This window comes from Streptomyces sp. NPDC085460 (genome assembly GCF_044541975.1).
Classification (GTDB): domain Bacteria; phylum Actinomycetota; class Actinomycetes; order Streptomycetales; family Streptomycetaceae; genus Streptomyces.
In genome coordinates this window covers 15,150-37,969 of the sequence record NZ_JBITTO010000015.1, presented here as the reverse complement: position 1 = coordinate 37,969, position 22,820 = coordinate 15,150, and the positions used below count along the sequence as shown (strand labels likewise).

17 protein-coding genes and 1 riboswitch are annotated in these 22,820 nt (G+C 73.4%); of the genes, 12 read left to right on the top strand and 5 right to left on the bottom strand.

Going from position 1 to position 22,820, the window contains the following annotated elements; genetic code table 11:
• The first annotated feature begins 89 nt into the window (after positions 1-89).
• On the top strand, positions 90-911 hold the full coding sequence (locus ACIGHB_RS30510; protein WP_399917569.1) for a S1 family serine peptidase: 822 nt from the start codon (positions 90-92) through the stop codon (positions 909-911).
• 146 nt (positions 912-1,057) lie between these two features.
• Here ACIGHB_RS30510 and ACIGHB_RS30505 read toward each other — a convergent pair whose 3' ends face one another.
• Positions 1,058-1,288, bottom strand: coding sequence for a hypothetical protein (locus ACIGHB_RS30505; RefSeq protein ID WP_030495106.1), 231 nt, complete (start codon positions 1,286-1,288; stop codon positions 1,058-1,060).
• A 438-nt stretch (positions 1,289-1,726) separates the two neighbouring features.
• On the opposite strand from ACIGHB_RS30505, the gene ACIGHB_RS30500 reads away from it, so the two are divergent.
• The 3 genes from ACIGHB_RS30500 (at position 1,727) to ACIGHB_RS30490 (ending at position 6,104) form a co-directional block, all read left to right on the top strand.
• Positions 1,727-3,844, top strand: a complete 2,118-nt coding sequence (locus ACIGHB_RS30500) for a DNA topoisomerase IV subunit B (protein WP_360318206.1) — start codon at positions 1,727-1,729, stop codon at positions 3,842-3,844.
• Positions 3,845-4,077: 233 nt separating this feature from the next.
• The gene (locus ACIGHB_RS30495; RefSeq protein ID WP_399917566.1) at positions 4,078-4,515 is read left to right on the top strand and encodes a DUF485 domain-containing protein; all 438 of its coding nucleotides are present in this window, start codon (positions 4,078-4,080) and stop codon (positions 4,513-4,515) included.
• On the top strand, positions 4,512-6,104 hold the full coding sequence (locus ACIGHB_RS30490) for a cation acetate symporter (RefSeq protein ID WP_399917564.1): 1,593 nt from the start codon (positions 4,512-4,514) through the stop codon (positions 6,102-6,104). The genes ACIGHB_RS30495 and ACIGHB_RS30490 overlap by 4 nt, the downstream gene beginning before the upstream one ends.
• A 17-nt stretch (positions 6,105-6,121) precedes the next feature.
• Here ACIGHB_RS30490 and ACIGHB_RS30485 read toward each other — a convergent pair whose 3' ends face one another.
• Together ACIGHB_RS30485 and ACIGHB_RS30480 are read right to left on the bottom strand one after the other, a co-directional pair.
• Entirely contained in the window at positions 6,122-6,802 is a 681-nt protein-coding gene (locus ACIGHB_RS30485; protein ID WP_360318201.1) for a response regulator, read from the bottom strand.
• Positions 6,799-8,529: an ATP-binding protein gene (locus ACIGHB_RS30480; RefSeq protein ID WP_399917562.1), complete on the bottom strand. Its 1,731-nt coding sequence runs from the start codon at positions 8,527-8,529 to the stop codon at positions 6,799-6,801. The genes ACIGHB_RS30485 and ACIGHB_RS30480 overlap by 4 nt, the downstream gene beginning before the upstream one ends.
• Positions 8,530-8,705: 176 nt before the next feature.
• Here ACIGHB_RS30480 and ACIGHB_RS30475 point away from each other — a divergent pair, with 176 nt between their 5' ends.
• Positions 8,706-9,752: a CobW family GTP-binding protein gene (locus tag ACIGHB_RS30475; protein WP_399917560.1), complete on the top strand. Its 1,047-nt coding sequence runs from the start codon at positions 8,706-8,708 to the stop codon at positions 9,750-9,752.
• 161 nt (positions 9,753-9,913) lie between these two features.
• On the opposite strand, the gene ACIGHB_RS30470 is transcribed toward ACIGHB_RS30475, so the two are convergent.
• Positions 9,914-12,373, bottom strand: a complete 2,460-nt coding sequence (locus tag ACIGHB_RS30470; protein WP_360318192.1) for a DNA topoisomerase IV subunit A — start codon at positions 12,371-12,373, stop codon at positions 9,914-9,916.
• Positions 12,374-12,555: 182 nt separating this feature from the next.
• Here ACIGHB_RS30470 and ACIGHB_RS30465 point away from each other — a divergent pair, with 182 nt between their 5' ends.
• The 4 genes from ACIGHB_RS30465 (at position 12,556) to ACIGHB_RS30450 (ending at position 17,318) form a co-directional block, all read left to right on the top strand.
• Entirely contained in the window at positions 12,556-13,911 is a 1,356-nt protein-coding gene (locus ACIGHB_RS30465) for a M16 family metallopeptidase (RefSeq protein ID WP_399917558.1), read from the top strand.
• A 26-nt stretch (positions 13,912-13,937) separates the two neighbouring features.
• Positions 13,938-15,302 (top strand): pitrilysin family protein, encoded by a 1,365-nt coding sequence (locus ACIGHB_RS30460; RefSeq protein ID WP_360318227.1) that lies wholly within the window; start codon positions 13,938-13,940, stop codon positions 15,300-15,302.
• Between the two features lie 197 nt (positions 15,303-15,499).
• Positions 15,500-15,661: riboswitch (cyclic di-AMP (ydaO/yuaA leader) on the top strand.
• Positions 15,662-15,669: 8 nt separating this feature from the next.
• Positions 15,670-16,440: a M23 family metallopeptidase gene (locus ACIGHB_RS30455; protein WP_360318187.1), complete on the top strand. Its 771-nt coding sequence runs from the start codon at positions 15,670-15,672 to the stop codon at positions 16,438-16,440.
• 194 nt (positions 16,441-16,634) lie between these two features.
• Positions 16,635-17,318 (top strand): GntR family transcriptional regulator, encoded by a 684-nt coding sequence (locus tag ACIGHB_RS30450; protein ID WP_360318184.1) that lies wholly within the window; start codon positions 16,635-16,637, stop codon positions 17,316-17,318.
• A gap of 176 nt (positions 17,319-17,494) precedes the next feature.
• On the opposite strand, the gene ACIGHB_RS30445 is transcribed toward ACIGHB_RS30450, so the two are convergent.
• A complete protein-coding gene (locus tag ACIGHB_RS30445) occupies positions 17,495-17,776 on the bottom strand; it encodes an HPr family phosphocarrier protein (protein ID WP_360318181.1) in 282 nt (93 codons plus the stop codon).
• Positions 17,777-17,980: 204 nt separating this feature from the next.
• Here ACIGHB_RS30445 and ACIGHB_RS30440 point away from each other — a divergent pair, with 204 nt between their 5' ends.
• Genes ACIGHB_RS30440 through ACIGHB_RS30430 form a run of 3 tightly spaced genes read left to right on the top strand, consistent with a single transcriptional unit; the run spans position 17,981 to position 22,806 of the window.
• Complete coding sequence (locus tag ACIGHB_RS30440) at positions 17,981-20,962, top strand: GNAT family N-acetyltransferase (RefSeq protein ID WP_399917555.1); 2,982 nt, start codon at positions 17,981-17,983, stop codon at positions 20,960-20,962.
• 39 nt (positions 20,963-21,001) lie between these two features.
• Positions 21,002-21,601 (top strand): DUF5998 family protein, encoded by a 600-nt coding sequence (locus tag ACIGHB_RS30435; protein WP_031010889.1) that lies wholly within the window; start codon positions 21,002-21,004, stop codon positions 21,599-21,601.
• A complete protein-coding gene (locus ACIGHB_RS30430; RefSeq protein ID WP_360318175.1) occupies positions 21,601-22,806 on the top strand; it encodes a nucleotide pyrophosphatase/phosphodiesterase family protein in 1,206 nt (401 codons plus the stop codon). The genes ACIGHB_RS30435 and ACIGHB_RS30430 overlap by 1 nt, the downstream gene beginning before the upstream one ends.
• The last annotated feature ends 14 nt before the right edge of the window (positions 22,807-22,820 follow it).

The following is a 22,820-nucleotide window of genomic DNA, read 5'->3' as shown; positions in this document are numbered from 1 at the left end:
GCCGGGCCCTTCGTCTGTTCGCGGGTGCACGAGAGCCGTCCTTGGCGGACGCTGGGTGAACGGATATCAGCGGAGAGTCAGGAGGCTCCATGCGTGGTCCCTTCGCCCGAGCGTTGACGGGTGCCCTGGGTCTGATCACGGCGGTGGCCGGACAGGTGGCCGGTGCCGCCCCGGCCGCCGCGGACAGAGTCGTGGTGGGCGGCAGCCCGGCCGCCATCGCCGACGCGCCCTGGGTGGTGGCGCTGTCCAGCCGTGACCGGTTCGGAGGTACGCGCGCCGGTCAGTTCTGCGGCGGCGTCGTCGTGGCGCCTACCAAGGTGCTCACCGCGGCGCACTGCGTGGGCCGTGAGGCGCTCGGCGGCGCCCCCTGGCAGCTTCGGGACTTCTCGGTGATCGCCGGCCGGGCCGCGCTGACCGGGCAGGGCGGGCAGGAGGTGCGGATCGCCGACACCTGGGTGAACCCGGACTACAACCCGGCGACCAACGCGGGCGACCTCGCGGTGCTCACCCTCGCCGAGGCCCTGCCCCAGTCCTATGTGATCAAGGTGGCGCCGCCGGGGGACGTGGCGGAGGCACCGGGGACGGCGGCCCGGGTGTACGGCTGGGGCGACACCACCGGGCACGGCAGCTACGCCCTCTCGCTCCGCTCGGCGCCCGTCCAGGTCCTGCCGGACGCGGCCTGCGAGCGGGCGTACCCGGGCGGCTTCGGGAGCGTCTCGTACCACCGGACGACCATGCTGTGCGCCGGTGACCCGGCGGGCGGCAAGGACGCCTGCCAGGGCGACAGCGGCGGCCCTCTGGTGGCGCGGGGGGTGCTGGTGGGCCTGGTGTCCTGGGGCAGCGGCTGCGGACAGGCCGAGAACCCCGGGGTCTACACGCGGGTGTCCACGGTGCTGCCCGGGCGGCTCTGAGGCGCCGTGGGCCCCTGTGCGGGCCTCAAGGGCGCGTGCGGGGTCCCACGGGTACGAGAACGGGCGGCCATCCCCTGGTCGAGGGGATGGCCGCCCGTCGTCCGGCTGTCAGGGGCCGGTCCTGAGCTCGTCGTGGTTGCGCGGCGTCAGTGCTCGTCGCCCACCGTGCGGGCCGGCACGTCGGTCAGCCGGTCCGTCTCATCCTGTATCTCAACGGCGATCTTCTTGAGTTCCGGCTCGAACTTGCGACCGTGGTGGGCGCAGAAGAGCAAGTCACCTCCGCTGGCCAGGACGACACGCAGGTAAGCCTGGGCGCCGCAGCGGTCGCAGCGGTCAGCGGCCGTCAGGGGGCTCGCGGGGGTCAGAACAGTAGTCACGTCGCCTCTTCTCTAGCTCGACGAGCTGTCGTACCAGGGTCAACATCCAACCAGGCCGAAAACGTTCCCGCTCGTGGCTTTTCCTTGAAACTTTTTCCCAAGGTGGCTGTCTGCTGCCGGTTGGCGGCGAATGAGCCGTATTGCGTCGCTCTACGGGTTTCGCATTGCTGTGGTGTGTGTCGGTCGTCCTCCCGGCGGGGTTGCCGGTTGTTCATGAGGACGTGCCCGGAGCCTAGATGGTTCATGCCTGGAAGGGAACGTGATGTTCGCGTCACCCCTTCGAGGGATCGAACATCCATACGACTCTGGACTAGCATGAGGAAACCGGGAGGGTGGCGTTTCAACGGCCCTACCAGGCATCGGTACCCTCTGAGCGGTGAGCGACGCCGGTACTCACCCCATCGGGCAAGATTTCAAATTCAGCGAGGAGCGAACCGCGTGACCGCCGAAACGTCCGTGCCGTCCAGTGCGCTGCTGACCGCAGACCGTGACGGTTCCAACTACACCGCGCGGCACCTGCTCGTCCTCGAAGGGCTCGAAGCGGTCCGCAAGCGCCCCGGAATGTACATCGGATCCACGGACAGCCGTGGCCTGATGCACTGCCTCTGGGAGATCATCGACAACTCGGTCGACGAGGCCCTGGGCGGCTACTGCGACCACATCGACGTCATCCTGCACGACGACGGCTCCGTCGAGGTGCGCGACAACGGCCGGGGCATCCCGGTCGACGTCGAGCCCAAGACCGGTCTGTCCGGCGTCGAGGTCGTCATGACGAAGCTGCACGCCGGCGGAAAGTTCGGCGGCGGCTCGTACGCGGCCTCCGGCGGTCTGCACGGCGTCGGCGCCTCCGTGGTCAACGCGCTCTCGGCCCGCCTCGACGTCGAGGTCGACCGGAACGGCGCCACGCACGCCATCAGCTTCCGGCGCGGTGTCCCCGGCATCTTCACCGAGCAGGGACCGGACAGCCCCTTCGACCCGTCGAGCGGGCTGATCAAGGGCAAGCGCGTGCCCAAGACCCGCACCGGCACCCGCGTCCGCTACTGGGCCGACCGCCAGATCTTCCTCAAGGACGCCAAGCTCGCCCTGGAGACGCTGCACCAGCGCGCCCGCCAGACCGCCTTCCTCGTGCCCGGCCTCACCATCGTCGTCCGCGACCAGCGGGACCTGGAGGGGATCGGCAAGAGCGAGGAGGTCTTCCGCTTCGACGGCGGCATCAGCGAGTTCTGCGAGTACCTCGCACAGGACAAGGCCGTCTGCGACGTGCTGCGCCTCACCGGCCAGGGCACCTTCAAGGAGACCGTGCCCGTCCTCGACGACCGCGGCCACATGACCCCCACCGAGGTCACCCGTGAGCTCGGCGTGGACGTCGCCCTGCGCTGGGGCACCGGGTACGACGCCACCGTCCGGTCCTTCGTGAACATCATCGCCACCCCCAAGGGCGGCACCCACGTCTCCGGCTTCGAGCAGGCCATCACCAAGACCGTGAACGAGGTGCTGCGCTCGGCCAAGCTGCTGCGCGTCGCCGAGGACGACATCGTCAAGGACGACGCCCTGGAGGGCCTGACCGCGGTCGTCACGGTCCGCCTCGCCGAGCCCCAGTTCGAGGGCCAGACCAAGGAGGTACTGGGCACCTCGGCCGCCCGCCGCATCGTGGCCACCGTGGTCGCCCGCGAGCTCAAGGCGTTCCTCACCTCCACCAAGCGGGACGCCAAGGCCCAGGCCAGGGCCGTCCTGGAGAAGGCCGTCGCCGCGGCCCGTACCCGCATCGCCGCCCGCCAGCACAAGGACGCGCAGCGCCGGAAGACCGCGCTGGAGTCCTCCTCGCTGCCGGCCAAGCTGGCCGACTGCCGCAGCGACGACGTCGAGCGCAGCGAGCTCTTCATCGTCGAGGGAGACTCCGCGCTCGGCACCGCCAAGCTCGCCCGGAACAGCGAGTTCCAGGCGCTGCTGCCGATCCGCGGCAAGATCCTCAACGTCCAGAAGTCGTCCGTCTCGGACATGCTCAAGAACGCCGAGTGCGGCGCGATCATCCAGGTCATAGGAGCGGGCTCCGGCCGGACCTTCGACATCGACGCGGCCCGGTACGGCAAGGTCATCATGATGACCGACGCCGATGTCGACGGCTCGCACATCCGGACGCTGCTGCTGACCCTCTTCCAGCGGTACATGCGCCCGATGGTCGAGGCGGGCCGGGTCTTCGCCGCGGTGCCCCCGCTGCACCGGATCGAGCTGGTCCAGCCCAAGAGGGGCCAGGACAAGTACGTGTACACGTACTCCGACAGCGAGCTGCGGCAGACGCTGCTGGAGTTCCAGCGCAAGGGCGTCCGCTTCAAGGACGCCATCCAGCGCTACAAGGGCCTCGGCGAGATGGACGCCGACCAGCTCGCGGAGACCACGATGGACCCGCGCCACCGCACCCTGCGCCGGATCAACATCGGCGACCTGGACGCGGCCGAGCAGGTCTTCGACCTGCTGATGGGCAACGACGTGGCGCCCCGCAAGGAGTTCATCACCAGCTCGGCCGCGACGCTCGACCGCTCGCGCATCGACGCCTGAGCCCGGCACCGCTCCGTTCCGGACGGCCCGGTCCCCGTATCCCGGGGGCCGGGCCGTCCGGCGTCCCCGGGCATGCCGGCGTCCATACGCCTATCGGCCCGGTCCGGTCAGCCGTCGGACCGGAGAGTCACCTGATGGGGTGAAGACCGGAGGGAGAAGAGTCCGGGATCTGCCCGCTCTGTCCATCCTTGGGCACGCGGCCGAAACGGTTCGCTGACAAGGAGAGTTGACCGGTGGAGCAGCTGGACGAGCAGGAGCGCGCGCGGGCGCCGTACGTCGGGCCGGGCGGAATCCCGTCGGGCCCACCGCCGCAGCGGCACGACGAGGCCGCGAACCCGCTGCCCGGGGCCGCCGCGGTCTACCTGGAGGTCCAGCGCAGCCCCGCCTTCCAGGAGGTACGGCGCCGCTACCGCAGGTTCGTCCTCCCCGCGACCCTCGCCTTCCTCGTCTGGTACCTCGCCTACGTCGTCGCCGCCACCGCCGCCCCCGGCCTCATGGCCCGGCCGGTGGCAGGCTCGGTCAACCTCGCGATGGTCGCCGGCCTCGGCCAGTTCCTCACCACCTTCCTCCTCACCTGGGCCTACGCCCGGCACGCGCGGCTGCGCCGGGACCGGGCCGCGCTCGAACTCCGCTGGGACACCCAGGAGATGACGAGGGGAGCGGACCGGTGACCGGAGACCACCAGACGCTCGCCCTGCTGCTCTTCAGCGCGTTCGTCGCCGTCACCCTGGGCATCACCACCTGGGTGAGCCGCAACCGGCGCGGATCGGCCGAGGAGTTCTACGCCGGCGGCCGGCTCTTCTCGCCCATGGAGAACGGATTCGCCATCGCCGGCGACTACATGTCCGCGGCCTCCTTCCTCGGCATCTCGGGCCTGATCGCGCTGTACGGCTACGACGGCATGCTCTACTCGGTCGGCTTCCTGGTGGCCTGGCTGGTGGTGCTCTTCCTGGTCGCCGAACTCGTCCGCAACTGCGGCCGGTTCACCCTCGCCGACGTCGTGGCCGCGCGGATGGCCGAACGGCCCGTACGGATCGCCGCCGGCACCTCGTCGGTCGCCGTCTCCGTGCTCTACCTGGTCGCCCAGATGGTCGGCGCCGGCAGCCTGGTGGCCCTCCTCCTCGGCGGCACCGGCGAGGCCGCGCGCACCTGGACGGTCGTCGGCGTCGGCGCGCTGATGGTGGTCTACGTGTCGCTCGGCGGGATGCGGGCCACCACGTGGATCCAGATCGTCAAGGCGGTGCTGCTGATGGCGGGCACCATCACGCTCACCGTCCTCGTCCTGCTCCGCTTCCACGGCGACGTGAACGGCCTGCTCGCCACCGCCGCCGAGCGCAGCGGCCACGGCACGTCGTTCCTCGGCCCCGGGCTGCGGTACGGCGGCGACTGGACGGCCCGGCTGGACTTCATCAGCCTCGGACTCGCCCTCGTCCTCGGCACCGCCGGACTGCCCCACATCCTGTCCCGGTTCTACACCGTGCCCACCGCGCGGGCCGCCCGCCGCTCGGTCGTCTGGGCCATCGGCCTCATCGGCGGCTTCTACCTGATGACGATCGTCCTCGGCTTCGGCGCCGCCGCGATCATCGGCTCCGCCGAGGTCCGCGCCTCGAACGCCTCGGGGAACACGGCCATCCCGCTGCTCGCGCTCGACCTCGGCGGGGGAGCGGGCTCCACCGGCGGCACGGTGCTCTTCGCGATCGTCGCGGCCGTCGCGTTCGCGACCATCCTCGCCGTCGTCGCCGGGATCACCCTGGCCTCCTCGGCCTCCGTCGCCCACGACCTCTACGCCTCGCTGCGCCGGCCCGGAGGGAAGCCGTACGGCGAGGTCGCGGTGGCACGGACGGCCGCCGCCGTCATCGGCGCCGCCGCGATCGGGCTCGGACTGCTCGCCCGCGACCTCAACGTGGCCTTCCTCGTCGGTCTCGCCTTCGCGGTCGCCGCCTCGGCCAACCTGCCGGTGCTGCTCTACTCGCTCTTCTGGCGCCGCTTCACCACCCGGGGCGCGGTCTGGTCCGTCTACGGCGGGCTCGTGCCCGCGGTGCTGCTGGTGCTGCTCTCGCCGGTCGTCTCCGGCAGCCCCGACGCGCTCTTCCCCGGCGTCGACTTCCACGTCTTCCCGCTCCAGAACCCCGGGGTGGTCTCCATCCCGCTCGGCTTCCTGGCCGGCTGGCTGGGGACGGTCACCTCGCCCGAACCGCCCGACGAGGCGCGGCACGCGGAGACCGAGGTGCGGTCGCTCACCGGCGCGGGCGCGGCCTGACGCGGAACCGGCGGGGCTCAGGGGGAGGAGACCCAGGTGTAGCGGTGCTCGGGGCGGCCGGTCTCGCCGTACCGGAGCGAGAGCCGTACCCGCCCCGTGCGTTCGAGGAGCTTGAGGTAGCGCTGGGCGGTCTGGCGGCTGACGCCGGTCCGCTCGGCCAGCTCCTGGGTGGAGAGCGGCCCGCCGGCGGCCAGCAGCGCCTGGCGCACCAGCTCGGCCGTCGTCGGCGAGTGGCCCTTGGGCAGGTCGGGGGCGACGGTGCCGGCCGCCAGGGTGCCGAAGATCCGGTCGACCTCGGCCTGTTCCGCCTCGCCGCCGCTCTCCAGGGTGCGGCGCAGGGTCGCGTACGCCTCCAGCTTGGCGCGCAGCCCGGCGAAGTTGAACGGCTTCACCAGGTACTGGAGGGCGCCGTGCCGCATCGCCGCCTGGACGGTCGCCACGTCCCGGGCCGCGGTCACCATGATGACGTCGCACTGGTGGCCCCGGGCGCGCAGCTCGCGGATGGCGGCGAGGCCGTTCTCGTCGGGGAGGTAGTGGTCGAGGAGGACGAGGTCCACCGGCCGCCCGCCGAGGACGGCCAGGGCCTCCGCGGTCGAGTGGGCGGTGGCCGCGACGCGGAAGCCGGGCAGCTTGGTCACGTACGCGGCGTTCACGCGCGCCACGTGGATGTCGTCGTCGACGACGAGCACGTCGATCACCGGGACCGCTCCTCGGCCGTGGTCGGGTCCGCCGGGCCGCGCGGGGCGGGCGCACGGTGCGCGGGCGGCGGGGGTTCGGCCGGGGCGGGCGGGGCCGGTTCCGCCAGGGCGTCCGGGAGGACCACGGTGAACTCCGCGCCGCCGGCCGGGCCCGCCGTCACCCGCGCGGTGCCGCCGCGCCGCTCGGCGAGGCGCCGGACCAGTGCAAGGCCGAGGCCGCGCCGGCCGTGGGAGGGCGGTTCCTTCGTCGTCCACCCCTCGGTGAAGATCAGCTCCCGGCGCTCCTCGGGGACGCCGGGGCCGCTGTCGGAGACCCGCAGGACCAGCGTCCGGCCCTCGGCGCGCAGCGCGACCTCGACCCGGGCGTCCGGGGTGCCCGCGGCGGCGTCCAGGGCGTTGTCGACGAGGTTGCCGACGACGGTGACCAGTTCGCGCGGGTCCACCAGCCGGTCGGGGAGCAGCGAGTCGGGGGCGAACCGCAGCGAGACGCCGCGCTCGGCGGCGACGGTCGCCTTGCCGACCAGGAGGGCGGCGAGCAGCGGGTCGTGGACCTTCTCGGTCACCTGCTCGGCGGTCGCCCGGTGCACCCCGACGACCTCGGTGACGAAGTCGGCCGCCTCCTCGTACAGCTCCAGCTCCAGGAGGCCGAGCAGCGTGTGGAGGCGGTTGGCGTGCTCGTGGTCCTGGGCGCGCAGGGCGTCGATCAGGCCGCGGGTGGAGTCCAGCTCGCGGCCGAGCCGTTCCAGTTCGGTCCGGTCGCGCAGGGTCGCCACGGCGCCCCCGTCGTCCGTGGGCATCCGGTTGGCGATCAGCACCCGGTGTCCCTGGACGGTCACCAGGTCGGCACCGGTGACCCGGCCGGTCAGCACGTCGGCGGTGCGGCCGGGGCCGAGGAGCGCGTCGAGCGGGCGTCCGGCGGCCTCGGGGCCGAGACCGAGCAGGCGCTGCGCCTCGTCGTTGAGGAGCCGTACGGAGCCCTTGCGGTCGAGGGCCACCACGCCCTCCCGGATGCCGTGCAGCATCGCCTCGCGTTCGGCGAGCAGCGCCGAGATGTCGGAGAAGGCCAGGTCGCGGGTCTGCCGTTGGATCCGGCGGGAGATCAGGTACGCCGCGAGCGCGCCGGCCGCGAGCGCGCCGCCCGCGTAGGCCAGGAGGCCGGGGATCGCGGAGAGGAGACGGTCGCGGACGCTGTCGTACTCGATGCCGACGGAGATCGCGCCGACGATCCCGCCGTCGGCGTTCCGCAGCGGCGTCTTGCCGCGCGCCGAGCGGCCGAGGGTGCCGCTGTCGATCTCCATCACCTCGCGGCCCGCCAGGGCCTCGCTCGGGTCGGTGGAGACGGTCCGGCCGATCTGCGCCGGGTCGGGGTGCGACCAGCGCACTCCGCGGGTGTCCATGACGACCACGTACTCGGCGCCGGTCGCCGTCCGGACCCGTTCGGCCTCGCGTTGCACCGGTCCCGTCGCCGAGGGCGGTCCGCCGGCCAGGTCCGCGGCGGTACGCGTGGACGCCATGGTCTCGGCGATGGCCAGCGCCCGCCGCATCGCCTGGTCGTCGAGCTGGCCGCTCAGCGGGGCCAGGAAGAACCCGGTGGCCAGCACGGTCACGCCGGTGGCGACGGCCAGCTGCATCAGCAGCACCTGCGAGAACACCCGCCGCGGCCACCCGAGGCGGCGCCGCCGGCGCCCGTCCGGCCGCGCGGAGGGTATCGATCCGGGGCTGCTCATGCCGAAACGGTACGGGGACGGCGCGGGCGACCGGAAATGCGGCGGGGTGCACGCGCGCGCGTGGGGCGGGGCCCGCGGGACGGGCTGCCTATCCTGGTGGCGGTCCGGGCGGTGTGCCGGACGTACGGTCCGGGCGGTGCACCGGGTGTGGCCGTCCCAGCGAAAGGCTTGCTTTCTTGAGCGCGCAGCAGATCCCCGTCGTCGTCCTCGCCGGGTTCCTCGGGGCGGGGAAGACGACGCTCCTGAACCATCTGCTGCGCAGTGCCCGGGGGACCCGGATCGGAGTCATGGTCAACGACTTCGGGGACATCGGGATCGACGCGATGACCGTCGCCGGACAGGTCGGTTCCACGGTCTCGCTGGGCAACGGGTGCCTGTGCTGCGCGGTGGACGCGAGCGAGCTGGACGAGTACCTGGAGGTGCTGACCCGTCCCGAGCTGCGCCTCGACGTGATCGTGATCGAGGCCAGCGGTCTCGCCGAGCCGCAGGAGCTGGTCCGGATGGTGCTCGCCAGCGAGAACCGGAGGATCGTCTACGGCGGGCTCGTCGAGGTCGTCGACGCCGCCGAGTTCGGCGCCACCCGGCAGCGGCACCCCGAGACCGACCGGCACCTCGCCCTCGCCGACCTGGTCGTCGTCAACAAGGCCGACCGGGTGTCCGGGGCGGAGCTGCGGTCCGTCCGGGAGACCGTCGCCGGGCTCGCGGACCGGGCCGCGGTGGTCGAGGCGGCGCATGGCCGGATCGATCCCGAGCTGCTGTTCGACCGGGTCGCCCCGGAGGGCGAGATCGCCGGCCAGATGTCGATCGAGGACGTCCTCTACGGCGACGAGGACGGGCACGCGCACGTGCACGCCGTCTACGACACCGTCTCCCTGGCCACGGCGGTGCCGCTGCACCCGCGCCGGCTGATGGCCTTCCTCGACTCCCGCCCCGAGGGCCTGTACCGGCTCAAGGGCTTCGTGGACCTCGGCGCCGCCGACCCCGACCACCGGTACGCGGTGCACGCCGTCGGCCGCTTCCTGCGCTTCTACCCGGAGCCCTGGCCGGCGGGGGAGGAGCGGCTCACGCAGCTCGTCCTGATCGGCTCGGGCGTCGACGCGGCGGCCCTGCGCAAGGAACTCGCCGCCTGCGAGGTCGAGGGCCCCGGGGACGCCCCGGACGAGCACAGCATGTGGGGGCTGCTCCGGTACGTGCAGGAGGCCGACGAGCCGCCCGCGGAGTAGGCCGGGACCGCCGGGACGCGGTCGCCCGCCGCTCGTGGTGGTCCGCGCCCGGGGCGTCCGCTCGTCACGGCCCGCCCGCTCCTGACCGCGCCGCGTACGGCGAAGCCCCCCGCTCCGGCTCGGAGCGGGGGGCTTCGCCGCGTACGCGCGCGTGCCGCCGGCTAGCTCGCCGGGCCCGCCACCACGTCCACCTGCTTCGGCAGCGGGGTGCCCGAGCCGTCGCGGCGCGGGTCCGGCTCCGGCAGCTCGACCGGCGTGCCGTTCTTCTGCGCGGCACGGGCCGGCAGGGCGCCCGCCCAGGCCAGGACCAGCGCGTCCTCGCCCTTCAGGAAGCGCTGGCAGCGCACACCGCCGGTGGCCCGGCCCTTGCGCGGGTACTGGTCGAACGGGGTCAGCTTCGCCGAGGTCGCCGCCGAGCCGTCCAGGGTGCCGGTGGAACCGGCCACCGTGAACACGGCCGCCTCCGCCGCCGGGTCCACCGCGGCGAAGGACAGCACCTCCGCGCCGGCCGCCAGCTTGATGCCCGCCATGCCGCCGGCCGGACGGCCCTGCGGCCGCACCTGGGAGGCGGGGTAGCGCAGCAGCTGCGCGTCGGACGTGATGAAGACCAGGTCCTCCTCGCCCGTCCGCAGCTCGGTCGCGCCGACGATCCGGTCACCGTCCTTGAGGGTGATGACCTCCAGCTCGTCCTTGTTGGCCGGATAGTCCGGCACCACGCGCTTGACGACGCCCTGGAGGGTGCCGAGCGCCAGGCCGGGGGAGGACTCGTCCAGGGTGGTCAGGCAGACCACCGTCTCGTCCGCCTCCAGGGACAGGAACTCGCTCAGCGGCGCCCCGCCCGCCAGGTTCGGCGCGGCGGCCGTGTCGGGCAGCTGGGGCAGGTCGATGACGGCGATCCGGAGCAGCCGGCCCGTGGAGGTCACCGCGCCCACGTCGCCGCGCTGGGTGGCGGCCACCGAGGAGACGATCGCGTCGTGCTTGGTCCGCTTGGCGTCCGCCTCGACCGGCGGCAGCTCCGCCGAGACCGTCCGGGCCAGCAGGCCGGTCGTGGAGAGCAGCACCCGGCAGGGGTCGTCGGCGACCTCCAGCGGGACAGCGGAGACGGGCGCGCCCGCCGACTCCAGGAGGACCGTGCGCCGGTCGGTGGCGAACTTCTTCGCGACGGCGGCCAGCTCGGCGGAGACCAGCTTGCGGAGCTCGGAGTCGGAGTCCAGGATCCCGGTCAGCTCGTCGATCTCGCCGGTCAGCCGGTCCCGCTCGGTCTCCAGCTCCAGGCGGTCGAACTTGGTGAGCCGGCGCAGCGGGGTGTCCAGGATGTACTGGGTCTGGACCTCGCTCAGCGAGAAGCGCTCCATCAGGCGCTCCTTGGCCTGCGCGGAGTTCTCGCTCTCCCGGATGAGGCGGATGACCTCGTCGATGTCGAGGAGCGCGACCAGCAGGCCCTCGACCAGGTGCAGCCGGTCGCGCTTCTTGCCGCGGCGGTACTCGGAGCGGCGGCGGACGACCTCGAAGCGGTGGTCGAGGTAGACCTCCAGGAGCTCCTTGAGTCCCAGGGTGAGCGGCTGGCCGTCCACCAGGGCCACGTTGTTGATGCCGAAGGACTCCTCCATCGGCGTCAGCTTGTAGAGCTGCTCCAGGACCGCCTCGGGCACGAAGCCGTTCTTGATCTCGATGACCAGGCGGAGCCCGTGGGCCCGGTCGGTGAGGTCCTTGACGTCGGCGATGCCCTGGAGCTTCTTCGAGCCGACCAGGTCCTTGATCTTGGAGATGACCTTCTCGGGGCCGACCGTGAAGGGCAGTTCGGTGACGACGATGCCCTTGCGGCGGGCCGTCACCGTCTCCACCGAGGTGGTGGCGCGGATCTTGAAGGTGCCGCGGCCCGTCTCGTACGCGTCCCGGATGCCGTTCAGGCCGACGATCCGGCCGCCCGTCGGAAGGTCGGGGCCGGGGACGAAGCGCATCAGCGCGTCCAGGTCCGCGTTCGGGTGGCGGATCAGGTGGCGGGCGGCCGCGACGACCTCGCCGAGGTTGTGCGGGGGCATGTTGGTCGCCATGCCGACCGCGATGCCCGAGGCGCCGTTCACCAGCAGGTTCGGGTAGGCGGCGGGGAGCGCGACCGGCTCCTGCTCCTGGCCGTCGTAGTTGGGCGTGAAGTCGACCGTGTCCTCGTCGATGGACTCGGTCATCAGCAGGGCGGCCGGCGCCATCCGCGACTCGGTGTACCGCATCGCGGCGGGCGGGTCGTCGTTGCCCAGCGAGCCGAAGTTGCCGTGGCCGTCGACCAGCGGCACGCGCATGGAGAAGGGCTGCGCCATGCGCACCATGGCGTCGTAGATGGAGGCGTCGCCGTGCGGGTGCAGCTTGCCCATCACCTCGCCGACCACGCGGGCGCACTTGACGAAGCCGCGGTCGGGGCGCAGGCCCATCTCGTTCATCTGGTAGACGATGCGCCGCTGGACCGGCTTCATGCCGTCGCGGGCGTCGGGCAGCGCGCGCGAGTAGATGACCGAGTAGGCGTACTCGAGGAAGGAGCCCTGCATCTCGTCGACGACGTCGATGTCGAGGATCCTCTCCTCGTACGCGTCGTCCGGCGGCGGTGTCTTCGTGCTGCGGCGGGCCATCGCGGCTGCGGCTCCTTCTCCGACAAAGCTTGATCTGACGCGGACCATTGTGGACCGTGCCACCGACAACGCGGACCGCGACCCGGACGAGGGACATCTCAGGGGTCCGGGAACTTCGCCAGGTGTCCGCGCGCTTGCATACAGTGGCAGCACTTTTCCAGATCGCGATCGAAGGGACGTACATGCCCATGGGTCACACGGCCACGGCCGAGGCCGGCTCCGGCGGCCTGACAGCGACCGAGCACCGGCTGGCGAACGGCCTGCGGGTGGTGCTCTCCGAGGACCACCTGACCCCGGTCGCCGCGGTCTGCCTCTGGTACGACGTCGGCTCGCGCCACGAGGTCGAGGGCCGCACGGGCCTCGCCCACCTCTTCGAGCACCTGATGTTCCAGGGCTCGCAGCAGGTGCACGGCAACGGACACTTCGAGCTCGTGCAGGGCGCGGGCGGCTCGCTCAACGGCACGACCAGCTTCGAGCGCACCAACTACTTCGAGACGATGCCCACCCACCAGCTGGAGCTCGCGCTCTGGCTGGAGGCGGACCGGATGGGCTCGCTGCTCGCCGCCCTCGACGACGAGTCGATGGAGAACCAGCGGGACGTCGTGAAGAACGAGCGCCGCCAGCGGTACGACAACGTGCCGTACGGCACCGCCTTCGAGAAGCTCACCGCGCTCGCGTACCCCGAGGGCCACCCGTACCACCACACCCCCATCGGCTCGATGGCGGACCTGGACGCGGCCACGCTGGAGGACGCGCGGAACTTCTTCCGCACGTACTACGCGCCCAACAACGCGGTCCTGTCGGTGGTCGGCGACATCGACCCGGAGCAGACGCTCGCCTGGGTCGAGAAGTACTTCGGCTCCATCCCCGGGCACGACGGCAAGCCCGCCCCGCGCGACGGCGCCCTGCCGGACGTCATCGGCGAGCAGCTGCGCGAGGTCGTCGTCGAGGAGGTCCCGGCCCGGGCCCTGATGGCCGCCTACCGGCTGCCCGAGGACGGCACGCGCGCGTGCGACGCCGCCGACCTCGCCCTCACCGTGCTGGGCGGCGGCGAGTCCTCCCGCCTGCACAACCGGCTGGTCCGCCGGGACCGCACCGCCGTCGCCGCCGGCTTCGGCCTGCTCCGGCTCGCCGGCGCGCCCTCGCTCGGCTGGCTGGACGTCAAGACCTCCGGCGGCGTGGAGGTGCCCGCCATCGAGGCGGCCGTCGACGAGGAGCTGGCCCGCTTCGCCGCCGAGGGCCCGACCGCGGAGGAGATGGAGCGCGCCCAGGCCCAGCTGGAGCGCGAGTGGCTCGACCGGCTCGGCACGGTCGCCGGCCGCGCGGACGAACTGTGCCGCTTCGCCGTGCTGTTCGGCGATCCGCAGCTCGCCCTGACCGCCGTCGACCGCGTCCTCGGCATCACCGCCGAGGAGGTGCGCGAGGTGGCCGCGGCCCGGCTCCGGCCCGACAACCGGGCGGTCCTGGTCTACGAGCCCCTGGAGAGCGAGGCCACCGAGGCCGCCGACAGCGACGAGGAAGAGGGAGCGGACCAGTGACGGACACCGCAGAGCCCCTGACCAGCATGGATTTCCACCCGCGGCCGCAGGCCGGCGAGGCCAGGCCGTGGGCCTTCCCCGCCCCCGAGCGCGGCGCGCTCGACAACGGCCTCACCGTGCTCCGCTGCCACCGCCCCGGCCAGCAGGTCGTCGCCGTCGAGATCTTCGTCGACGCCCCGCTGGACGCCGAGCCGGAGGGCCTGGACGGAGTCGCCACCATCATGGCCCGCGCCCTCTCCGAGGGGACGACCGAGCGCGGCGCCGAGGAGTTCGCCGCCGAGCTGGAGCGCTGCGGCGCGACGCTCGACGCGCACGCGGACCACCCGGGCGTCCGGGTCTCCCTGGAGGTGCCGGTCTCCCGGCTCCCGAAGGCCCTCGGGCTCGTCTCGGAGGCGCTGACGTCCCCGGCCTTCGACCCCGACGAGGTCAAGCGCCTGGTGGCCAACCGGCTCGACGAGATTCCGCACGAGGCGGCCAACCCGAGCCGCCGCGCGGCCAAGCAGCTCTACAAGGAGCTGTTCCCGGCCACCGCGCGGATGTCCCGGCCGCGCCAGGGCACCAAGGAGACGGTGGAGGTCATCGACGCCGCCGCCGTCCGCGCCTTCTACGACGCGCACGTGCGGCCCGCCGCCGCCACGGCGGTCGTCGTCGGCGACCTCACCGGCGTCGACCTGGACAAGGTCCTCGCCGAGACCCTCGGCGGCTGGACCGGCAAGCCGGCCGCGCCGCGCCCGATGCCGCCGATCACCGCCGACGACACCGGACGGGTCGTCATCGTCGACCGCCCCGGGGCCGTCCAGACCCAGCTGCTCATCGGCCGGATCGGACCGGACCGGCACGACGCCGTGTGGGCGGCGCAGGTCCTCGGCGTGTACTGCCTCGGCGGCACCCTGACGTCCCGTCTGGACGCGGTGCTGCGCGAGGAGAAGGGCTACACGTACGGCGTGCGTGCCTTCGGGCAGGTGCTCCGCTCCGACGGCGAGGGTCACGGCGCCTCGATGCTGGCCATCAGCGGCTCGGTCGACACGCCCAACACCGGCCCGGCGCTCGACGACCTGTGGAAGGTGCTCCGCACCCTGGCCGAGGGCGGTCTGACCGACGCCGAGCGGGACGTCGCCGTGCAGAACCTGGTGGGCGTGGCACCGCTCAAGTACGAGACGGCCGCCTCGGTCGCGGCGACCCTCTCGGACCAGGTCGAGCAGCACCTCCCGGACGACTACCAGGCCCGGCTGTACGCGCGGCTCGCCGAGACCGGCACGGTCGAGGCCACGGCCGCCGTCGTCAGCGCCTTCCCGGTGGACCGCCTGGTGACGGTCCTGGTGGGCGACGCCGCCGAGATCGAGGAGCCCGTGCGGGCCCTCGGCATCGGCGAGGTGACCGTGGTGAGCTGACGCTCCGTCGGTCCCCGGCGGAGGTCTCCGATGTGATGAAGCGTCGGAGACCTCCGCTTTGTCCGTTATGGCGTCAAGATGATCGTATGCCCTGTGGCATGTCTTACAAAAAGGCGTGTCTGTTTGGCGATCGACATCCGTCCGGCCTAGCGTCGATCCGGCTGTCCGACCGACGCACGCGCCGCACCCGCGGCAGCGGGCAGCCATCGCCGAGTCCCCGTCAGGCGCGAGCCTGGGGAGCCGGGGACCCACCCAAGTCCCTGGGGTGAATCGGACGCCTTCGCCGCGCGGAGGGGTCCGTAGGAGACCTTCCTGCTCCGAACCCGTCAGCTAACCCGGTAGGCGAGAAGGAAGGAAAGGAACCGTCTTGGCGTTCACCCGTGCCACCGGGAAGCATCGTGGTGCGAGCCGACTGGCTCGCCGCAGCGCCGGCATCGCCGGCGTGGCCGCCCTCGCCACCACCGGCGTCGTCGGCACCCTCGCCTCTCCGGCGCTCGCCGCCGACACGGACGACCGTTCCGCCGAGGACACCGGCCTCACCCAGGTGATCGCCGACGAGTCCATCGCCGACCAGCTCAGCGCGCAGGCCGCCGCCCAGGAGCAGGAGGCCGCGGAGGCCGAGGCCCGGGCCAAGGCGCGCGCCGAGGCGAAGCGCAAGGCCGAGGCCCGCGCCCAGGAGATCCGCGAGGCCAAGGAGCGCGCCGCCCGCGAGGCCGAGCGCCGCAGGCTCGCCTCCTTCAACCTCCCGGTCGCCGGCTCCTACGTCTCCACCGGCTACAAGACCGGTGGCTCCCTCTGGTCCTCCGGCAGCCACTCCGGCGTCGACTTCCACGCCGCCTACGGCAGCTCGGTCGTCTCCGTCGGCTCCGGCACCGTCGTCGAGGCCGGCTGGGGCGGCGCGTACGGCAACAACATCGTGATCCGGATGAACGACGGCACCTACACCCAGTACGGCCACCTGTCGTCCATCGGCGTGTACGTCGGCCAGTCCGTCGAACCCGGCCAGCAGATAGGCGTCTCGGGCTCGACCGGCAACTCGACGGGCCCGCACCTGCACTTCGAGGCCCGGGCCACCGCCGAGTACGGCTCCGACCTCAACCCCGTCGCGTACCTCCGCGCCCGCGGTGTCAGCCTCTGACCCGTCGCACCGCGTCGAAACGGCCCCGGCTCCCACGAGCCGGGGCCTTTTTCGTCGCTCCTCGCCCGATACGGCCGCCGCCGTGCACCGGTCGAATTCCGAGGGGGCATCGGAATTTCCGGCGCGCTGCAATAGAGTCGCGTGAGAAGCGCCGCTCGAATTCGGTGCGCGCGGAGCGAAAGCGGAGGTCGGACATGCGGGTTCCCGCGCAATCGGTATGCACGGCGATCCGGGACGACATCGTCTCGGGGGTCTTCGAGCGCGGCAGCCGGCTCACCGAGGACCAGCTCGCCCGCCGCTACGGCGTCTCCCGCGTGCCGGTCCGCGAGGCGCTGCGCACCCTGGAGTCCGAGGGCTTCGTGGTCAGCCGCCGGCACGCGGGCGCGCAGGTCGCCGAGCCCACCGAGCAGGAGGCCGCCGACCTCCTCGACGTACGGGCGCTGCTCGAACCGCTCGGGGCGGCGCGGGCGGCCCAGCGGCGCACCGACGCGCACCTCAAGGTGCTGCGCGGCCTGGTCAGGCTGGGCCAGGAGCGGGCCCGCCGGGGGCAGGGCGAGGATCTGCGGGCGCTCGGCGGCTGGTTCCACGAGACGCTCGCGCAGGCGTCGGGGAGCCCGGCGCTCTCCGCCCTCCTCACCCAGCTGCGCCACAAGATCGCCTGGATGTACGTGGTGGACCAGCCGGACCGGCCGGTGGACGCCTGGGCCGAGCACGGGGCGATCGTCGACGCCATCGCGCGCGGGGACGCCGAGCGGGCCCGCGCGCTGACCGCCCTGCACGCCGAGCACGCGCTCCCGCTGCACCGGCTGAAAAGGCCCGAGCGGGGCCGCGTGAGGGTTTCGCAACATGCCGTCAACACGGCGAGCGTCCGGAATTAACAAAGGCGCCGTATACAAAGAATAGCGATTCCGGGGTGCTGTTCGTGCTGCCCGGAAATCGAATTGCGCGGGCCCGGAATGCGAGTGTTCTTGCTCCCGGAAAAGCCGGACGGCCGTGTCCGCCGGGAATTCCGGGGACACGGCCGTCAGGGAAGAAGGGGATCGACCCGCTGGGGTCAGACCGTCTCGGGAAGCTCCTCGAGGCCCTCGGCGACGAGCTTGGCGAGGCGCTCCAGCGCGGCCTCGGCGCCCTCGGCGTCCGAAGCGAGCACGATCTCCTCGCCGCCCTGCGCGCCCAGGCCGAGCACCGCGAGCATGGAAGCGGCGTTCACCGGGTTGCCGTCGGCCTTGGCGATGGTCACCGGGACACCGGAGGCCGTGGCGGCACGGACGAAGATGGAGGCGGGGCGGGCGTGCAGGCCCTCGGCCCAGCCGACGTTGACGCGGCGCTCAGCCATGGTGTTGCCCTTCAGGTCTTCAGCGGTTGTCTAGACCAGTCTCTCACGGGATGCGGCGTGCTCCTGCCGACCGAGGTCCCGTACCCGTGCGACGTTCGGCCCTCCTACCTTGCACGGGGCGGCAGGGCCGCGCGAGCCGTACACGCCCGGGGAGTGGGCGCGCGAACGGTGCCGGTGTCGGACCCCGGCCGTAGGCTTTGCCCCATGCGGAGCGCGTCGGAGCAGGCGGACGGGACGGGCGGGGCGAGCGGGGCGGCCGGGACGGGGGCGGGGGCTTACCCGGCCCCGGAGCGCCCCCAGGCCCCCGAGGCGCATGCCTACCCCGACCACTGGGAGGCCGACGTCGTGCTCCGCGACGGCGGTACCGCGCGCGTCCGGCCCATCACCGCCGACGACGCCGACCGGCTCGTCAGCTTCTACGAGCAGGTCTCGGACGAGTCGAAGTACTACCGCTTCTTCGCCCCCTACCCCCGGCTCTCCGCCAAGGACGTCCACCGCTTCACCCACCACGACTTCGTCGACCGGGTCGGCCTCGCCGCCACCGTCGGAGGCGAGTTCATCGCCACCGTCCGCTACGACCGGATCGACGGCAGGGGCCTGCCCGCCTCCGCACCCGCCGACGAGGCCGAGGTCGCCTTCCTCGTCCAGGACGCCCACCAGGGCCGCGGCGTCGCCTCCGCCCTCCTCGAACACATCGCGGCCGTCGCCCGCGAGCGCGGCATCCGCCGCTTCGCCGCCGAGGTGCTGCCCGCCAACACCAAGATGATCAAGGTGTTCACGGACGCCGGCTACACCCAGAAGCGCAGCTTCGAGGACGGCTCCGTCCGGCTCCACCTCGACCTGGAGCCCACCGACCGCTCCCTCGCCGTCCAGCGCGCCCGCGAGCAGCGCGCCGAGGCCCGCTCGGTCCAGCGGCTCCTCGCCCCCGGCTCGGTCGCCGTCGTCGGCGCCGGACGCACCCCCGGCGGGGTCGGCCGGACCGTTCTGCGCAACCTGCTGGGGGCCGGCTTCACCGGCCAGGTGTACGCGGTCAACCCGGCGCTCGACGCCCCGGGGGCCGCGCTCGACGGCGTACCCGCCTTCCCCTCCGTCGCCGCCATCGGCGCCCCCGTGGACCTCGCGATCGTCGCCGTCCCCGCCGAGCGGGTCCCCGAGGTCGTCGCCGACTGCGGCGAGCACGGCGTGCGCGGTCTCGTCGTCCTCTCCGCCGGCTACGCCGAGAGCGGCACCGAGGGCCGCGAGCGGCAGCGGGCACTGGTCCGGCAGGCCCGCTCGTACGGCATGCGGATCATCGGGCCCAACGCCTTCGGCATCATCAACACCGCCGACGACGTCCGGCTCAACGCCTCCCTCGCCCCCGAGATGCCGGCCGCCGGCCGCATCGGCCTCTTCACGCAGTCGGGCGCCATCGGCATCGCCCTCCTCGCCGGACTGCACCGGCGCGGCGCCGGCCTCTCCTCCTTCATCTCCGCCGGCAACCGCGCGGACGTCTCCGGCAACGACTTCCTCCAGCACTGGTACGACGACCCGGCGACCGACGTCGTCCTCCTCTACCTGGAGTCGATCGGCAACCCGCGCAAGTTCACCCGGCTCGCCCGCCGCACCGCCGCCGTCAAGCCGGTCGTCGTCGTCAAGGGCGCCCGCCACAGCGGCAGCGCGCCGCCCGGCCATCGCGTCCCCGTCACCCGCATCCCGCACGCCACCGTCTCCGCGCTGCTCCGCCAGGCCGGCGTCATCCGGGTCGACACCGTCACCGAACTCGTCGACGCCGGCCTCCTCCTGGCGGGGCAGCCGCTCCCGGCCGGGCCGCGCGTCGCGATCCTCGGCAACTCCGAGTCCCTCGGCCTCCTCACGTACGACGCCTGCCTCACCGAGGGGCTGCGGGCGCAGCGGCCCGTGGACCTGACGACCGCCGCGACCCCCGCCGACTTCCGGGACGCGCTCGCCGCCGCCCTCGCCGACGACTCCTGCGACGCGGTCGTCGTCACCGCGATCCCCTGGGTGGGCATCGAGGGCACCACCGAGGTGCTCGCGGCCTCCCTCCGCGAGGCCGTCGCGGGCGGCGGGGCCGCCGGCGCCGCCAAGCCGGTCGTCGTCGTCCACGTCGAGATGGGCGGCCTCGCCGAGGCCCTCTCCGCCGCGACCAGCACGCGGCCCGCCCCCGCGCGCCCCCGCCGCCCGGCCGCCGCCCCCACGGCCCCGGGCGCACCGGAGACGCCCGCCGCGCGGGAAGCACACGAGGCACACGCGGCACAGGAAGCGCAGGCCGCACAGGCAGCGCAGGACCCCCAGCCCCCCGCCCCCGCGCGGAACATCCCCGCCTACCCCGCCGCCGAGCGGGCTGTCCGCGCGCTCGCCGAGGCCGTGCGGTACGGACAGTGGCGGCGGCAGGCCGCCGAGCCGGGCCGCGTACCGGAGTACGACTCCATCGACGAGGCCGGCGCCGCCGCCCTCATCGACCGGGTGCTCGGCGAGCGGGGCGCCGGCCAGGAGTCCCGGGGCGTGACCCTCACCACCGAGGAGGCCGGCGAACTGCTCGGCCGGTACGGCATCGCCGTCCGCCCCGCCCTCCCCGCCCCCGGGCCCGGCGCCGCCGTCGCGGCCGCCGCCCGGCTCGGCTACCCGGTGGCGCTCAAGACCACGGCCCCGCACCTGCGCCACCGCCCCGACCTCGGCGGCGTCCGCCTCGACCTCGCCACCGAGGAGCAGCTGCGCACCGCCTACGCCGAGCTGACCGACGCCCTCGGCAAGCCCGAGGAGCTCCAGCCGGTCGTCCAGGCGATGGCACCCCGGGGCGTGGACACGGTCGTGCGCGCCGCGATCGACCCGGCCGCCGGAGCCGTGCTGTCCTTCGGGCTCGCCGGAGCCGCCTCCGAACTGCTGGGCGACACCGCGCACCGGCTGGTTCCGGCCACCGACCGGGACGCGGCCGAGCTGGTCCGCTCCATCCGTACCGCCCCGCTCCTGTTCGGCTGGCGCGGCTCGGCCCCCGTCGACACCCCCGCACTGGAGGAGCTGCTGCTCAGGGTCTCCCGGCTGGTCGACGACCACCCGGAGATCGTCTCCGTCGCCCTCGAACCGGCCGTGGTCGCCCCCACCGGCGTCTCCGTCCTCGGCGCCGTGGTCCGGCTCGCCCCGGCCGCGCCCACCACCGACCTCGGCCCCCGCCGCCTGCCCAGCTACTGAAGGGCCGGAGGGGTGCCACGGCCCCGTAGGATGGAGTCCATGGCGAAGACCGGTACGACGACCCAGGGGCTGCGCGCGGCGATCGAGCGCAGCGGCTACTACCCGGCACTCGTGGCCGAGGCGGTGGAGGCCGCCGTCGGCGGCGAGGACGTCGCGTCGTACGTGGTCCACCAGGAGACCACCTTCGACGCCAACGAGGTCCGGCGGCACGTCACCGTCCTCGTGCTGACCCCGAGCCGCTTCATCGTCAGCCACACCGACGAGCAGGCGGCCGACAACAGCTCGCCGAGCCCGTACGCCACCACGTCCACCGAGTCCGTGAAGCTGGACCGGATCTCGTCGGTCGTGGTCAGCCGGGTCGTCGCCAACCCGGAGTCGTACACCCCGGGCACCGTGCCCCGCGAGGTCGTCCTCACCATCGGCTGGGGCGCCGTCTCCCGGATCGACCTGGAGCCCGCCGCCTGCGGCGACCCGAACTGCGACGCCGACCACGGCTACACCGGCAACGCCACCGCCGACGACCTCAGCCTGCGCGTCAGCGAGGCCGGCGACGGGCCGGACACGGTCCGGCAGACCCTCACCTTCGCCCAGGCGCTCTCCGAGGCCACGGCCGCGACCGCCCCGACGGCCGGCCGCTGATGGCGCAGCCGACCTCCGTCGCCCACGGCTGGCCCGACGACCCGGTCCCGCTCGCCCCGGAGACCGCCCCGGTGCCCGAGTACGGCTCCGGCTCCCTCGCCGACCTGCTGCCCACCCTCGTCGCCGGCCAGGGCGTGCCCGGCTTCGACGCGCGGATCACCGAGCTGGCCCCCGCCGACCGCGTCTGCGTCTTCCTCGTGGACGGGCTCGGCTGGGAGCAGATCAAGGCCCACCCGGACGAGGCCCCCTACCTGACCGCGCTGCTCGGCTCCTCGCGCGGCGGCACCGGCCGGCCGATTACCGCCGGCTTCCCCGCCACCACCGCGACCTCGCTCGCCTCCGTCGGCACCGGCCGCGCCCCCGGCACCCACGGCCTCGGCGGGTACACGGTCCGCAACCCGGAGTCCGGCGAGCTGATGAACCAGCTCAAGTGGCGCCCCTGGGCCCCGCCGAAGGTCTGGCAGCCGTACCCGACGGTCTTCCAGCTCGCGCACGAGGCCGGGATCCACACCGCGCAGGTGTCCTCGCCGATCTTCGAGCAGACCCCGCTCACCCAGATCGCGCTGAGCGGCGGCAGCTTCCACGGACGCCTCTCCGGCGAGGAGCGCATGGACCTCGCCGCGGAGCAGCTGGCCGCCGGCGACCGCTCGCTGGTCTACACGTACTACAGCGAACTCGACGGCGCCGGGCACCGCTTCGGCCTCGACTCCGACGCCTGGCGCGGTCAGCTCATGCTGGTCGACCGGCTGGTCCAGCGGCTCGCCGAGCAGCTGCCCGCCCGCTCGGCGCTGTACGTCACCGCCGACCACGGCATGGTCGACGTGCCCTTCGACGAGGAGCACCGGATCGACGTCGACGAGGACTGGGAGCTGCGGGCCGGCGTCGCCCTCCTCGGCGGCGAGGGGCGCGCCCGGCACGTCTACGCCGTCCCCGGCGCCGAGGCCGACGTCCTGACCTGCTGGCGCGAGGTCCTCGGCGAGCAGTTCTGGGTGGCGGGCCGCGACGAGGCGATCGCCCTCGGCTGGTTCGGCGACACCGTGGACGAGCGGGTGTACGGCCGGATCGGCGACGTCGTCGCCGCCGCCCACGAGGACGTCGCCCTCGTCGCCTCCGTCGGCGAGCCGCTGGAGACCCGGATGACCGGCATGCACGGGTCGATGACCCCCGCCGAGCAGTACGTGCCGCTCCTCGAAGTCCGCCCCTGACCTCTCCCCGCCCC

Coding starts and splice junctions, on each gene's coding strand:
- ACIGHB_RS30430 (WP_360318175.1), top strand. CDS start 21,601: ATGGCGCAGCCGACCTCCGTCGCCCACGGCTGGCCCGACGACCCGGTC.
- ACIGHB_RS30480 (WP_399917562.1), bottom strand. CDS start 8,529: ATGAGCAGCCCCGGATCGATACCCTCCGCGCGGCCGGACGGGCGCCGG.
- ACIGHB_RS30470 (WP_360318192.1), bottom strand. CDS start 12,373: ATGGCCCGCCGCAGCACGAAGACACCGCCGCCGGACGACGCGTACGAG.
- ACIGHB_RS30510 (WP_399917569.1), top strand. CDS start 90: ATGCGTGGTCCCTTCGCCCGAGCGTTGACGGGTGCCCTGGGTCTGATC.
- ACIGHB_RS30465 (WP_399917558.1), top strand. CDS start 12,556: ATGCCCATGGGTCACACGGCCACGGCCGAGGCCGGCTCCGGCGGCCTG.
- ACIGHB_RS30435 (WP_031010889.1), top strand. CDS start 21,002: ATGGCGAAGACCGGTACGACGACCCAGGGGCTGCGCGCGGCGATCGAG.
- ACIGHB_RS30445 (WP_360318181.1), bottom strand. CDS start 17,776: ATGGCTGAGCGCCGCGTCAACGTCGGCTGGGCCGAGGGCCTGCACGCC.
- ACIGHB_RS30460 (WP_360318227.1), top strand. CDS start 13,938: ATGGATTTCCACCCGCGGCCGCAGGCCGGCGAGGCCAGGCCGTGGGCC.
- ACIGHB_RS30450 (WP_360318184.1), top strand. CDS start 16,635: ATGCGGGTTCCCGCGCAATCGGTATGCACGGCGATCCGGGACGACATC.
- ACIGHB_RS30440 (WP_399917555.1), top strand. CDS start 17,981: ATGCGGAGCGCGTCGGAGCAGGCGGACGGGACGGGCGGGGCGAGCGGG.